This window comes from Mycobacterium sp. 23, assembly GCF_048287075.1.
GTDB classification, from domain to species: domain Bacteria; phylum Actinomycetota; class Actinomycetes; order Mycobacteriales; family Mycobacteriaceae; genus Mycobacterium; species Mycobacterium gordonae_B.
In genome coordinates, this window is record NZ_JBLVUX010000005.1 from 697,486 (window position 1) to 711,237 (window position 13,752).

Below are 13,752 nucleotides of genomic sequence, written 5' to 3' on the forward strand. Positions count from 1 at the left end.
GCGCGGGGTTGGTGCGGGTCAGGTGGCGCGCGGGTGGGCGCCGGCCCACACCTCCCGCAGGGCGTGCACGGTGACCAGGGTGTAGATCTGCGTCGTGGTCACCGACGCGTGACCCAGCAACTCCTGCACCACCCGCACGTCGGCACCGCCCTCCAGCAGATGTGTGGCGAAGGAGTGCCGCAGCATGTGCGGCGACACCCCCGACGTGATCCCGGCACGATCGGCCGCGTCCTGCAACACCTGCCAGGCACTCTGTCGCGACAGCCGGCCTTCCCGGGCATTGAGGAAGATCGCGGGCGTGCCACGTCCGCGTCGGGCCAGGTCCGGGCGGCCGCGCACCAAGTAGGCGTCGAGTGCCGCGACGGCGGGACGACCGATGGGCACCAGGCGTTGCTTACCGCCCTTGCCGCGCAACAACACCGACCGCGCATGGGTGTCGATGTCGTCGACGTCGAGCCCGACAGCTTCGGAGATCCGCGACCCGGTCGAGTACAACAGTTCCAGCAGGGCCCGGTTGCGCAGGGTCAGCGGGCCGTCGGAGGCATCCTCGCCACCGGCGGCCTCCAGCAGCGCCAGCACCTGGTCGACGGTCAGGCTCTTGGGCAACCGCCGGCCCGGCGTGGGCGGCCTGACCGCCCGCGCCACATCCAGCTCCGCCAGCCCTTCTGCCGCGGCGAACCGATGGAGTCCGCGCACCGCGATCAGCGCCCGCGCCGCCGACACCGCGGACAGCGCCACCGCCCCCGAATCGGGATCTCCGCGGCGCAGCGCTACCAGGAACTCGCTGACGTCGCTCTCGCCGACCGCCGCCAGATCGTGAATCCCGCGTTCTTCCAGATGTTTTGAGTACCGCCGCAAGTCGCGGCGATAGGAGCTCAAGGTGTTGGCCGCCACGCCGCGCTCGATCGTCAGGTGGTCGAGGTAACCCTGCATCTGGGCATCGAGCGTGAGCGCCGCCGTCATCGAGCTGTCCTCCGCTCGGCGAAAGCGGTCGGTCTGTCGATCCAGGCAGTGTCCAGCGGACGTGGTCGTGCGATGCCAGTGGTGACGGCATGGGCAGCGAAAATACCGGCAATGGCAATCGAATTGACGATCTCTCCGTTGAGCGCCCGGTGCACCGCTTCATGGAGCGGAAACCACTGCATCGTCATGTCCGCTTCTTCGTCGTGCGCCTCGGGCCGGCCTATCTCGGTCAGGCCGGTGGCCAGATAGACCCGCACCGATTCGTCGCTGAAACCCGGGGCGGTGTTGACGTCCAGCAGTACCTGCCAGGTGCGGGCGTGCAGCCCGACCTCCTCTTCGAGTTCCCGCTCGGCGGTGAGGTACGGCGCTTCGCCCGGGGCGTCGAGCAGGCCGGCGGGCAACTCCCAGATCCTGCGGCCATAGGTGTGGCGGTACTGGTAAACCAGTGCGATGTCGTTGTTCTCGTTCATCGCCACGACCGCTACCGCGCCGTAGTGCTCGATCACCTCGCGTTTCGCGATGTTGCCGCCCGGCATCCGCACCTCGTCCCGGCGCAGCGCGAAAATGGCTCCTTGATAAAGGATTTCCGACGAAACCGTCTCGAAGTCGTGCTCAGCCACGGGTGGCGGGTTCGGCTAGCGACTGCCCTACCGCCGAACCGTCGGTGTCGCGACGGTCGTTGCCGTTGGAAGCGTGGTGCTCCGGGATCTCGGGGATCTCGACGGGCAGCAGTTCACCCGCCTTGTAGTCGATGGCCGCCTTGACGAATGCCACAAACAGCGGATGCGGCCGGGTAGGCCGGCTCTTGAGCTCGGGGTGGGCCTGGGTTCCGACGATGAACGGGTGCTGATCCGGCGGATACTCGACGAACTCGACCAGGTGCCCGTCGGGTGAAGTCCCGCTGAACCGCAGTCCGCTCTCGGCGATCCGCTCCCGGTAAGAGTTGTTGACCTCGTATCTGTGCCGGTGGCGTTCGGATACCTGGGTGGCCTGATATGCCTGGGCCACAATCGAATCGGGTTCCAGGACAGCCGGATAGGCGCCCAGCCGCATGGTGCCGCCGAGATCCGCCTCGCCGGCAACGGCCTGTTCCTGATCGGCCATCGTGGAGATGACCGGATCCGGGGTGTCCGGCTCGAACTCGGCGGAGTTCGCCTCGGTGAGCCCCACCGAGCGGGCCGCTTCGATCACGATGCACTGCAGACCGAGACACAGCCCCAACACCGGCAAGCTGCGCGCCCGCGCATAGCGGATGGCACCGATCTTGCCCTCGATGCCGCGGATGCCGAACCCGCCGGGGATCAGTACGCCGTGCACGTCGCCGAGCGTGTGCGCCGCACCACTCGGCGTCTCGCAGTCGTCGGAAGCTACCCAGACGATTTCGACCTTGGCCCGATGCTTGAACCCACCGGCGCGCAACGCCTCGCTGACCGAGAGGTAGGCGTCGGAAAGCTCAACATACTTGCCCACCAATGCGATTCGCACGGTGTCGTGCGGCTCGTGCACCCGGCGCAGCAGGTCGTCCCATTCGGTCCAGTCGACGTCTCGGAACGGCAGATTGAGCCGGCGCACCACGAACGCGTCGAGTTCCTCGCGGTGCAGCACCTTGGGGATGTCGTAGATCGAGGGCGCGTCGGGTGTGGAGATGACACCGTCGATGTCGACGTCACACATCAGCGCGATCTTGTTCTTGAGGGCCTCGGGAACCACCCGGTCACAGCGCAGGATCAGCGCGTCCGGGCTGATACCGATGCTGCGCAGCGCTGCCACCGAATGCTGGGTGGGCTTGGTCTTGAGTTCACCGGACGGGGCCAGGTAGGGCACCAGCGACACGTGCAGAAAGAACACGTCCTCGCGGCCCAGGTAGTGGCGGACCTGGCGGGCCGCTTCCAGGAACGGCTGCGACTCTATGTCGCCGACGGTCCCGCCGATTTCGGTGATGACGACGTCGGGCCGGTGGCCGCTGGCGTCCGGTTCGGCCATGGCCAGGATGCGCCGCTTGATCTCGTCGGTGATGTGCGGGATCACCTGGACGGTGTCGCCCAGATACTCACCGCGGCGCTCTTTGGCGATGACCGTCGAATACACCTGCCCGGTGGTGACATTCGCCGACCCGGACAGGTCACGGTCCAGGAAGCGCTCGTAGTGCCCGACGTCGAGGTCGGTTTCGGCGCCGTCCTCGGTGACGAAGACCTCACCGTGCTGGAACGGGTTCATGGTGCCGGGATCGACGTTCAGGTACGGATCCAGCTTCTGCATCGTCACATGCAAACCGCGTGCGGTCAGCAACTGACCGAGGCTGCTCGCCGTCAGGCCCTTGCCCAGAGAAGAAGCGACCCCACCGCTGACGAAGAGGTGCTTTGTGGCAGTTTGCGGATGCTTACGCAACTAGGCGACCTCCGTGAAGACGGGCAGGGCATGGTGCAGGGATTTGAAGCTTGCTGGGCCTGCCGACCCACGGAAACTCACCCTAACATCCGCGGCCGCCCGCCGCGTCGAACACGCCCTACTGGGGAACGGTCACTGAGGTCGCCCCATGCCCGGTTCCGTAGTGACCGGGGTGGCCGCCGCCGGCCAGATCGTGCAGGGCCAGGATCGCCGTGATGCGTCCGGGTTCGACGTCGACGTCGTCGACCGTGCTGATGGCGGCCGCCATCCCGGAATCGGCGCGGGCCACCGCCACCGCGGCACTTCCGCCGGCCGAGCCGTCGCGGCCGGCCAGCACCGTGCCCGAGCCGTGGGGAGCCAGTGCGGCGGCGAACCGTGCCACGGTGACCCCCTGATTGCCGGCGTCCGCGGGCACCGCGCCGCCGGTGACCACGATGGCGGCGCTGGCCGCCGCCATGTGGTTGTTGGGCTGGTAGGTGATGAAGCCGGTCTCACGCAACGCGCCCAGCACGGTGTCGCGCGCGGTGTCGTCCACGGGGGGAACCTGCGGATTGGTGTTGACCAGCAGGGCGATGCCGAGCAGATCGCCGGCCTGCGAACCCTGGTCGACCAGTTTGGTGCTCAACTGGGTGCCGGCCGGCAGGATCGCTGAGTTGACCACCGAGCGCAGTTTCTCGCCGGAATTGGCCTCGACGAATTCGTGCGTGAGCGACACCGTGCCGGTGACCGAGCCGCCGGCCTGCCCCACGATTTTCGATACGGCGGCCACGTCGTCGTCTCTGGCATCCGGGGTGCGGAACAGCACCACCGTCTTGCCCGTCAGAGTCTCGTGCACGATACGACCCAGCACCTGGGCATCGAAAGTGTTTGCTGCACTCAGCTTTTCATTCAGCTGATTGCGCTGGTCGTTGAGATTGTTGACTTGACCGGCCAGGTCGCGCTTCTCGTTACGCAGGCTGGACAGCACGGTGTCGGAGAAGAAGCCGGAGCCCAGCACCACCCCGATGGCCAGCGCCAGGAAGACGGCGGCCAGCGAGATGGCGTGTTGGCGTAACGAGATCATCAGCGCACTTCCTAGGAGATCAGGTGCTGGATCCAGAGGGTGAAGCGGTTCCAGTAGTCGATGATCCAGTGCACGACCACGCCGTCGGTGCGGGACACCCAGAGCACCACGATGATGGCGATCAGCATGGTCAGCGCCAGCAGGGCGATGGCGCCACCGGAGATGTGGTTGCGGTAAAGCGTGGCGACCGCTTTGGCGTCCACCAGCTTCTCCCCGACCCGCAGCCGGGTGAGGAACGTCGACGGGTTGCTCTGCGAGCGAGTCCGGTCGAAGAACGTCTCGATGTTGGCCGTGTGGCCCGCGGTGACCAGCAGCGCGGCGCCGTGGTGATCGGCCAGCAACAGGGCCAGGTCGGTGGCGGAGCCGGCAGCGGGGAATGTCATGGCCCCGACACCGAGGTCCTGGATGCGTTCCAGGCCGGCCGCGTGACCGTCAGCGTCGGCGGGCAGCACCACCTGGGCGCCGCACTTGAGCACCTCGGCGCTGATCTGGTCGGGGTCGCCGACGATGAGCTGGGGGCGGTAGCCCGCCTTGCGCAGCACATCGGCTCCCTGTCCGACTCCGACCAGGACGGGTTGGTACTCCTTGATGAACGGCTTGAGGGATTTCAGATCCTCTTCAGCGCTGGGCTCTTCGGAGACGATCACCACGTGCCGGCGGCGCATGTCGACGTCGATGTCGGGGATGCCGATGCCGTCGATCAGCAGCGGGCTTTCGCTGCGGATGAACTCAATCGTGTTGCCCGCGAACGCTTCCAGGTGAGCGGCCAGCCCGCTCTTGGCCTCCCGCATCAGGTCTGCGATGTCATGGTCGGTGCGCTCGGTGCCGCGGATCAGTCGGCGGTCCCCGGAGTAGACGCCGCCTTCGTACAGGCGGATCTTGGAACCGTCCTTGACCTTCTTGAAGATCTCGGGGCCGGTCTCGTCGATGAGGGTGACACCGTTGTTGACCAGAACCTCGGGGCCCAGGTTGGGGTAGCGGCCCGAGACGGACGGTGATGCGTTGACCACGGCGGCGATGTCAGCCTCCACCAGTGCGTCGGCGGTGATGCGGTCGAGGTCCAGGATGTCGAGGACGACGATGTCGCCGGGGCAGACCCTGCGCAGCAGTCGGTCGATGTTGCGATCGACTCGGGCGGTGCCCACGAGACCGGGCCGGACGGTGTTGCGAGATAGAAGCGCTGACATCTTCATGGGAGCCGATTCTGTCGGCGATCGTCGGCTGTGGCGGGGAGGCGCGCCGTAACATCTGCCTCAGAAGTTATAAAGCGTCACATTAGTCACATTTGTATCGCGGGGTGGTTGCGAGGGTTTGGGGGCAGCCGTGGGCCCTCGGCGCGAGCGCCCGCGTGTTGCCAGCGACACGCCGCTGCGGCCGGCATTTTGCGGTCGCTCGCGGCAAACCGAAGGGTCGCCCGCGGGGACGCCGCCGGTGAGCCCTGGGACGCGGCTCAGGCGCGGTCGCTCTGTGCGGTCTCCAGCAGTTCACGCGCATGCGCGCGTCCGCTGTCAGACTCCCCCAGCCCCGCCAGCATCCGGGCCAGCTCGGCCACCCTGTCGTCGCTGGTCAGGCGCCGTACACCGCTGGTGCCCCTGGGCCCCTGGCTGTGCACCACCAGGTGCACGTCCGCGTAGGCCGCGACCTGTGGCAGGTGCGTGACGACGATGACCTGGTGCGTGCGGGCCAGCCTTGCCAATCGTCTGCCGATCTGCACCGCCGCATAGCCGCCCACGCCGGCGTCGACCTCGTCGAACACCATCGTGGTGCCGGTGGCCGAAGCGGACAGCACCACCTCCAGCGCCAGCATCACCCGCGACAGCTCGCCGCCCGAGGCGCTCTTGGCCAGCGGCAGCACTGACATGCCGCGGTGGGCGGCGAAGCCGAACTCCACCACATCGATGCCGTCGGCACCGACCCGCGCCGGTTCCCCGTCGGGGAGGACCAGCGCTGACGGGTCATGCGGATCGGCCACATCGGTGGTGACCCCGATGGTGAAATCGGCGTTGTTCATCGCCAGCCCCGCCAGCTCCGCGGTGACCTCCTTGGCCAGCTTCTTGGCCGCCTTGCGCCTGATCTTGCTGAGATCGATTGCCGCCTGGCCTAATTGGCCGCCAAGCTCCTCCGCCCGGCGCTCCAGCGCGGCGAGTCCCTCTTCGGACACGTCGAGTTGCGCCAGCCGATCTCGCGAATCCTGGGCCCACTGCAGCACCCCGTCGATGTCGGCGGCGTACTTGCGGGTCAGCGTGCGCAGTTGAGCCTGACGGGCCAGCTTCGCGTCCAGCGCGCTGGCATCGGTGGGCAGTGCGTCCAGGTAGTCACCCAATTCGCCGACCGCGTCGATGACCACCGTCAAGGCTCCGCCGATCTGGTCGGCCAGGGATCGCAACCGGGCGTCACCCGTCGATTCCAACGCGCCGCGCGCGCGTCCGAGGGCCTCGGCGGCGCCGAAGGCCTCATCGGAGGAACTGGACAGCACCTCGCGCGCCGACGCGGCGGCTTCGCGCAGGGTGTCCAGTTCGGAGAGCCGGACGATATCGGCGACCAGTGCCTCGTCCTCCCCCGGTTGCGGGTCGACCGTGTCGATCTCGTTGAGCGCGAACTTGAGTCGATCGGCTTCCTGAGCGAGCTCACGGGTCCGGTCCCGACGATCGACGAGGTCGCGCCGCGCCGACAACCATGCTTCGCGTAGTTTGCGGTAGCGCTCCAGTGCGGGACCGGTTCCGGCGAACCGGTCCAGCGCGCCGCGCTGCTCGTCGGGTCGCATGAGCCGCAGCTGGTCATTCTGGCCGTGCAGCGCCAGCAACTCAGTGGTGAAGCCGCTCAAAGACTTTGCCGGCACACTGCGGCCGCCCAGGTATGCGCGCGAGGGCCCGTCACGGCTGACGGTGCGCAAGGCGATCACGCTGCCGTCTTCGTCGCGTTCTGCGCCGGAGGCGTCCAGGATCTCATCGAGGCGGGCGGTCACCGCGTCGTCGACATCGGTTGTGGTGAAACGACCTTCGACGACGGCACGTTCGGCGCCCGACCGTACCCGGGTCGCGTCGGCACGCGCGCCGCCCAGCAGATGCAGGCCGGTGACCACCATGGTCTTGCCGGTGCCGGTCTCACCGGTCAGCACGGTGAGCCCTCGATCGAACTCGGCAGTCGCAAGGCTGATTGCACCCAGCGCCTCGATGCGGATCTCGTTGAGCACCGGCTACTTCCCGCGCCAACCCGTCACCGGCAACCGGAACTTCGTCACCAACCGGTCGGTGAACGGTGCGCTGTCCAGGCGCACCCACTTCACCGGTGTGTCAGAACGGGTTACCTCGAGCCGACTGCCGGCCGGCACCCGCATGTCCCGGCGGCCGTCGCAGAACACCAGCGCATCGTGACCATCCGCCTCGATCTCGATGGCGATGGCGGCGTCCGGACTGGTGACCATCGGACGACCGAACAAGGCATGAGCGTTGTTGGGCACCACCAGAATTGCCTCCAGATCAGGCCACAGCACCGGACCACCCGCGGAGAAGGCGTATGCGGTGGACCCGGTGGGCGTGGACACCAGCACACCGTCGCAACCAAACGTCGAGACCGGCCGGCCGTCGATTTCGACGACGACACCGAGGACACCGAGCCGGGGGCCTTTCTCCAGGCTGGCTTCGTTGAGCGCCCAGCCCCGGTCGATCACTTCGCCGCCCTGGCGTACGACGACGTCCAGGACCAGCCGGTCTTCCACCCGATAGTCCTGTGCGACAACGTGTTCAAGCACACTGTCGATGGCCTCGGCCTCAGCTTCGGCGAGGAAGCCGATGCGGCCCAGGTTGACGCCCAGCACCGGAATGCCGGCGTTGCGGGCCAGCTCGGCCGCCCGCAGGAAAGTTCCGTCCCCGCCCAGCACGAGCACCAGCTCACAACCGTCGGCGGCCATCGGGTCGGCGTCGACGACTTCGATATCGACACCGAGCACCCGCATGTCGTTGGGACTCAGCCGCAACGAGCCCTTGTCAACCGCTTCAGCGGACAGGGCACGCAACGCAATCCCTTTGTCTTCCAACACCTTCTCGACGCGGCGCGCGGTCTCGGTCGCTTCGTCCCGGCCGGAGTGGACGACCAGCAACACGGTACGTTCGGTGGTCACTGTGGGCCCTCTCTCACTGCGCGCTGGGCCGCGGCCAACAGCTCATCCCCCGCCAGCGCGCGATCCGTCCGGGCACGCAGCCACAGAAAGTATTCGACGTTGCCCGACGGGCCCGGCAGCGGGCTGGCCGTCACGTCCACGGTGTGCCAGCCCAATTCGACGGCGCGCCGCGAGACCGCGAGCACCGAATCGATCCGCAGCCCGGGGTCCTGCACCACCCCGCCGGGACCGACCTGGCCCTTCCCCACCTCAAACTGCGGCTTCACCATGGGAACGATATCGGCGTCCGGCGAAGCGCAACCAACCAGCGCGGGCAACACGGTCGCCAACGAGATGAATGATAGGTCGGCGACGATCAGGTCCACCGGCCCGCCGATCGCCTCGGGCGACAGGTCGCGCACGTTGGTGCGTTCCACGACCACCACCCGCGGGTCGCTGCGCAGCGACCAGGCCAGCTGCCCATAGCCCACGTCGGCGGCAACCACTTGTGCGGCGCCCCGATCCAACAGGACTTCGGTGAACCCGCCCGTCGAGGCGCCCGCGTCCAGGCAGCGCCGGCCTTCGACGGTGATCCCGAACGCGTCCAATGCGCCGATGAGTTTGTGCGCCCCCCGCGACACCCAGGAGCGTTCGCCGTCGTCGGCCACGGTGAGCGCCGCGGTGACCGCGACGGACGTGGCCGGCTTGAGCGCCGGCAGTCCGTCGATCCGCACCCTGCCGGCCCCGATCAACTCCGCGGCCTGTTGACGCGAGCGTGCCAGACCGCGACGCACCAACTCGGCGTCGACGCGAGCACGCCGGGGCATGCGGGCACTCAGCCCTTCTCCGCCGACTCCAGCGCCTGCAACAGCACGTCGTGCGCCTCCGACAGGCGGCGGGCGATGTCTTCGAGCTCCTCGAGGGACGGCCCGGTGCCGGCGTCGGCGTTGTCGGGCAACTGGGCCACGAGGGATTCGATTTCCGCGCGGATCTGCTCAGGATCGATAGTCATTGCGCTCCTACGGTAGTCACCGGCTACTCGCCGTGCATCAGGGACCAGCGGTCCAGGGCCTCGCGGGCCTGATCGTCGCCGGCTTCGATCCGCACCCGGGTGGACGCGTCCCACAGTGCGCTGGCGACGGCACGGACGATCGCAAGGTCGTCGCCGTGCTGGTCGTCGGCGGCCGTCACCACAGCGACCCCGCCTTCGACCTCGACCCGCCAACCCGGTTGCGGACCCACCTTCAGCACCTCACCGTCCTGGTGCAGCGACCTCAGGTCGTGACCGATGTAGGTGGGCCGCTGCGCGGGCTCGGCGAAAACGGCGTCACGCGCGGAATTCACTCCGGTGAGCACCATCAGGCTCGGCAGTTCGGCGGCGTTGGCGCCCTCGATATCGGTGTCGAGCCGGTCACCCACCACCAGCGGCGCCGCGAAATCGCCGCGACTTACCGCGTCCTTCATCAATTGCGGACCCGGCTTGCCGGCCACCTGCGGCTTCTCACCGGTGGCGGCACGCAGCGCCGCCACCAGAGATCCGTTGCCCGGCAACAGACCTCGCTCGTTGGGCAGCGTCAGGTCGACATTGGCCGCAACCCACAACGCACCCGCGCGGATGGCCAGCGCGGCCTCGGCCAGTTCGGGCCAGCCGATCGTCATGGAAAGCCCCTGAACGACGGCGTCGGGCTCGTCTTCGAAACGACGGACCGGTCGCAGACCTGCCGTTTCGATCTCGGCGGCCAGTGCGTCGGTGCCGACGATCAGCACCTTCGAGCCAGGCGACAGCTGCGCGGCCAGTAGGTGTGCCGCGCTCTGCGCGCTGGTCACCACGTCATCGGCGTTCGCCGAGAAACCGAGGTCGCGCAGGTGTTCGGCGACTTCGTGGGCGCTGCGCGAGGCGTTGTTGGTGACGAACAGCTTGCGGCTGTCTATCCCGTCCAACGAGTCCACCGCACCCTCGGTGGCTTGGTGGCCTCGAAACACAGTTCCGTCCAGGTCGAGCAGGAGGCAATCATATTGCCGCGCAATGCTGTTCATCTCAGCCAAGTTCGCTGACCCGGTCTTCGGCATCGGTGACGCCCTCGGTGTCGGCCGCAGCCGAACGCAGGAACCACTGCAGCGCCTCGTCGCCTCGTCCGAGCGCCAGCAGCGTTTCGGCGTAGGCATAGAACAACCGCGCGGCGGTCGAACCGGTCCGGGACGGGTCAAGCTGCGGGGTGGACAACACCGTCAACGCCTGTTCGAGTTGCCCCAGGTCGGCGCGGGCACCGGCGGCGACGATGCGCAGTTCGTCGGCGTCGTCACCGCTGAGTTCGGCCGCCTCGGGTCCTCGTGCCAGGTCGATGGCGCGCTGTGGACGTCCAAGACCGCGTTCGCAGTCCGCGATCAGGGCCAGCAACGGGGATTTGCTGCCCATTCGACGGGCGGCACGAAATTCGGCCAGCGCCTGGCCCCAGTCGCCGCAGTGATACGCGGCAATGCCGACGGCCTCGCGAATCGCCGCAATCCGGCTCGCCCGAGCCCGGGCGGCGCGGGCATGGCTGAGTGCGGCTTCGGGGTCCTCGTCGAGCAAGCCGCCCGCAGCCACCAGGTGGCGGGCGACCGCGTCGGCGGTGGCCCGATCCAGCGTGCTCAGCTCGCGTCGCACGTCGGGGGCCAACTGCCGCGCCTCGATGTCGGCCGGAATCGGTGGTCCGGCGTGCGCGGTGTCGGCGTTGGGTTGAGCTGGTCGCGCCCGGCCTGGACCGGAGCGCCGTGGCAATCCGTTGGACGCAGATCGCGGTCGCCGCTCGTTGCTACGACCACGCCTGTCATCGACCACTCGCTAGAGGTTACGGGTACCGCATCCGCCCTCACAATTTGCGGTACCTCTGGCACTCCCGTGAGCAGGGCTGCTACCAGCACATTTCACGACTGTTCATACATCGCCCAACGCTCACTGCACAGCATGAGCCATGCCTTTTGTGAGCGTCATTCCCGAATTGGTGGCGACGGCCGCGGCGGATCTGGCCGACATCGGTTCGTCGGTCAGTGCTGCCAATTTCACCGCCGCAGCGCCGACGGCGGCCCTCGCGGCGGCGGCTGCCGATGAGGTGTCGGTGGCGATTGCGTCGCTGTTCGGCGGTCATGCCGCGGAGTATCAGTTGATCGGTGCGCGGGTGGCGGGTCTGCAGCAGCAGTTCGTGGCGTCGTTGCACGCGGCCGGGGGTGCCTATGCCGCGGCCGAGGCCGCCGCGGCCGATCCCCTGCAGGCGTTGCTGGATGTGGTCAACGCGCCCTCGGTGGCGTTGACCGGACGCGCGCTGATCGGCAACGGCGCCGATGCCGCCACCCCTGGGGGCAACGGCGGTGACGCCGGCTGGCTCTACGGCAACGGCGGCAATGGCGCCAGCGGGGCCGCCGGACAAGCCGGTGGCAACGGCGGAGCCGCCGGACTGATCGGCAACGGCGGCGCCGGCGGCACCGGCGGGGCCGGGTTCAACGGCGCCACCGGCGGCACCGGCGGGACCGGCGGGTGGCTGTCGGGCAATGGCGGGGCCGGCGGCGCCGGAGGCAACACCGTGCCCGATCCCACCTACGGACTGACCGGCACCGCCGGCACCGGCGGCACCGGCGGCAACGCCGGACTGCTGGGCTCTGGCGGCACCGGCGGCAACGGCGGCTCCAGCAGCGGCGCGTTCGGGGGCGCAGGCGCCGGCGGCAACGGCGGTACCGGCGGCAGCCTCTACGGCGACGGCGGCAACGGCGGCAACGGCGGCAGCGCCGGTGCCCTGCTGCGCGGCGGCGCTGCCGGCAACGGCGGTGCCACCGGACTCCTGGGCAACGGCGGCACCGGCGGGGTGGGCGGGCCTGGCATGAACGGCGGCACCGGCGGCGGCGGCGGCCACCTGTTCGGCAACGGCGGCGCCGGCGGCCAAGGCGGACACGGCCTGTACGGCGACCCCAACCCCGGCGGCCTCTACGACTTCCCCCACATCGCCCCCGGCACCGGCGGCGACGGCGGCAACTCCTACCTCTTCGGCAACGGCGGCACCGGCGGCCAGGGCGGCACCGGCTGGACGGGGATCAACGCTCGCAACGTGACGCCGGCCGAGCCCAACTTCCATGTGCAGCCAGACGGCAGCGGTCTTACCGGATCCACCGGCGGTTTCGGCCAGAACGGTGGTACCGGCGGCAGTGGTGCCAATGGCACCGAGCCCAGCGGTTTCACCGTGAACGCCGGCAGGGGCGGCGACGGCGGGGCGGCCGGTCAGGGTGGCGGCAACGGCGGGAATGGCGGGAACGGCGGAAACGTCAACGCTCCCGACGATGTGCTGGCGGACAGCACCCATGGAGGTGACGGGGGAAACGGCGCACCGGGCAGCGCGCCCGGCGGGTCGGGCGGTAACGGCGGTAACGGTGGCTCCGCGGTGGGTAATGAGACCAATAACTTTGGCGGGAGCGGTGGTCGAGGTGGCAACGGCGCTTCCGGGGATACCCCGCCGCTGAACGGCGGCACTGGCGGCGCGGGCGGTAACGGCGGTAAGGGCGGACAGCTGATCGGTAATGGCGGAGCCGGCGGTCAGGGCGGCATCGGCGGCCTCGGTGGCGCAGGTGACCAGGGCGGATCCGGCGGTAACGGAGGCGCCGGCGGCCATTCGGACAGCGCCCACTTCGGCAGCATCGCCGGCTCGGGAGGTGACGGAGGCACCGGCGGAAGCGGCGGCATGGGCGGCACCGGTGGCCAGGGCGGCGCCGGCGGCAATGGTGGCGCGGGCGGGAAACTCTTCGGCTTCGGCGGCGCCGGTGGTGACGCCGGCGTCGGCGGCACAGGTGGCGCGGGCGGCGACGGAGGCGCGGGAGGACACGGCGGCAACGGCGCCACCGCCACCGGCGGCTCGGACAACACCGGCGGAAACGGCGGAAACGGCGGCGACGGCGGCCAGGGCGGGCAAGGCGGTAACGGTGGCGCGGGCGGCCAGCAGGGCGGTGCCGGCGGGGCAGGTGGCTTGTTCGGAGGCGCCGGGCGAAACGGCGGTGTGGGCGCCGGCGGGGCCGGTGGAGAAGGCGGCGCCGGCGGTAAGACCGTCGGCAACGGCGGCGCACTCGGCGAGGCATCGGGCGGCAACGTCGACAACGTCCCCGGCACCGCCGGCAATGACGGAAACGCCGGCATCGCCGGCAACGACGGTATCCACGGATAGCGGAATTTGATGGCTGGAAGCAACAGAGTCCGGGGCGCGGTCGGCACCGCCGGAAC

At 69.0% G+C, this 13,752-nt stretch carries 12 protein-coding genes; 1 reads left to right on the forward strand and 11 read right to left on the reverse strand.

From position 1 onward, the window contains the following. Positions 1-18 precede the first annotated feature (18 nt). From xerD to ACNQS7_RS04620, 11 genes are all read right to left on the reverse strand, one after another. Positions 19-963 (reverse strand): site-specific tyrosine recombinase XerD, encoded by a 945-nt coding sequence (gene xerD, locus ACNQS7_RS04570; RefSeq protein ID WP_418011616.1) that lies wholly within the window; start codon positions 961-963, stop codon positions 19-21. Further along, positions 960-1,583, reverse strand: coding sequence for an NUDIX domain-containing protein (locus ACNQS7_RS04575; protein WP_418011617.1), 624 nt, complete (start codon positions 1,581-1,583; stop codon positions 960-962). The genes xerD and ACNQS7_RS04575 overlap by 4 nt, the downstream gene beginning before the upstream one ends. Next, complete coding sequence (locus ACNQS7_RS04580) at positions 1,576-3,351, reverse strand: CTP synthase (protein WP_418011618.1); 1,776 nt, start codon at positions 3,349-3,351, stop codon at positions 1,576-1,578. The genes ACNQS7_RS04575 and ACNQS7_RS04580 overlap by 8 nt, the downstream gene beginning before the upstream one ends. A gap of 118 nt (positions 3,352-3,469) precedes the next feature. After that, a complete protein-coding gene (locus tag ACNQS7_RS04585; RefSeq protein ID WP_418011619.1) occupies positions 3,470-4,414 on the reverse strand; it encodes a copper transporter in 945 nt (314 codons plus the stop codon). A gap of 11 nt (positions 4,415-4,425) precedes the next feature. Beyond that, the gene (gene steA / locus ACNQS7_RS04590; RefSeq protein ID WP_055578064.1) at positions 4,426-5,607 is read right to left on the reverse strand and encodes a putative cytokinetic ring protein SteA; all 1,182 of its coding nucleotides are present in this window, start codon (positions 5,605-5,607) and stop codon (positions 4,426-4,428) included. Positions 5,608-5,864: 257 nt separating this feature from the next. Further along, positions 5,865-7,607, reverse strand: a complete 1,743-nt coding sequence (gene recN / locus ACNQS7_RS04595) for a DNA repair protein RecN (protein ID WP_418011620.1) — start codon at positions 7,605-7,607, stop codon at positions 5,865-5,867. Between the two features lie 3 nt (positions 7,608-7,610). Beyond that, positions 7,611-8,534: an NAD kinase gene (locus ACNQS7_RS04600; protein ID WP_418011621.1), complete on the reverse strand. Its 924-nt coding sequence runs from the start codon at positions 8,532-8,534 to the stop codon at positions 7,611-7,613. After that, positions 8,531-9,340, reverse strand: a complete 810-nt coding sequence (locus ACNQS7_RS04605) for a TlyA family RNA methyltransferase (protein ID WP_418011622.1) — start codon at positions 9,338-9,340, stop codon at positions 8,531-8,533. The genes ACNQS7_RS04600 and ACNQS7_RS04605 overlap by 4 nt, the downstream gene beginning before the upstream one ends. A gap of 8 nt (positions 9,341-9,348) precedes the next feature. Continuing rightward, a complete protein-coding gene (locus tag ACNQS7_RS04610; RefSeq protein WP_156452511.1) occupies positions 9,349-9,525 on the reverse strand; it encodes a hypothetical protein in 177 nt (58 codons plus the stop codon). A 23-nt stretch (positions 9,526-9,548) separates the two neighbouring features. Continuing rightward, positions 9,549-10,550, reverse strand: a complete 1,002-nt coding sequence (locus ACNQS7_RS04615) for an HAD-IIA family hydrolase (protein ID WP_418011623.1) — start codon at positions 10,548-10,550, stop codon at positions 9,549-9,551. Position 10,551: 1 nt separating this feature from the next. Then, positions 10,552-11,334: a tetratricopeptide repeat protein gene (locus tag ACNQS7_RS04620; protein ID WP_418011624.1), complete on the reverse strand. Its 783-nt coding sequence runs from the start codon at positions 11,332-11,334 to the stop codon at positions 10,552-10,554. Positions 11,335-11,467: 133 nt separating this feature from the next. On the opposite strand from ACNQS7_RS04620, the gene ACNQS7_RS04625 reads away from it, so the two are divergent. After that, positions 11,468-13,696: a PE family protein gene (locus ACNQS7_RS04625; RefSeq protein ID WP_418011625.1), complete on the forward strand. Its 2,229-nt coding sequence runs from the start codon at positions 11,468-11,470 to the stop codon at positions 13,694-13,696. Positions 13,697-13,752 lie beyond the last annotated feature (56 nt).

Coding starts and splice junctions, on each gene's coding strand:
- ACNQS7_RS04585 (WP_418011619.1), bottom strand. CDS start 4,414: ATGATCTCGTTACGCCAACACGCCATCTCGCTGGCCGCCGTCTTCCTG.
- ACNQS7_RS04625 (WP_418011625.1), top strand. CDS start 11,468: ATGCCTTTTGTGAGCGTCATTCCCGAATTGGTGGCGACGGCCGCGGCG.
- steA (WP_055578064.1), bottom strand. CDS start 5,607: ATGAAGATGTCAGCGCTTCTATCTCGCAACACCGTCCGGCCCGGTCTC.
- xerD (WP_418011616.1), bottom strand. CDS start 963: ATGACGGCGGCGCTCACGCTCGATGCCCAGATGCAGGGTTACCTCGAC.
- ACNQS7_RS04615 (WP_418011623.1), bottom strand. CDS start 10,550: ATGAACAGCATTGCGCGGCAATATGATTGCCTCCTGCTCGACCTGGAC.
- ACNQS7_RS04610 (WP_156452511.1), bottom strand. CDS start 9,525: ATGACTATCGATCCTGAGCAGATCCGCGCGGAAATCGAATCCCTCGTG.
- ACNQS7_RS04605 (WP_418011622.1), bottom strand. CDS start 9,340: ATGCCCCGGCGTGCTCGCGTCGACGCCGAGTTGGTGCGTCGCGGTCTG.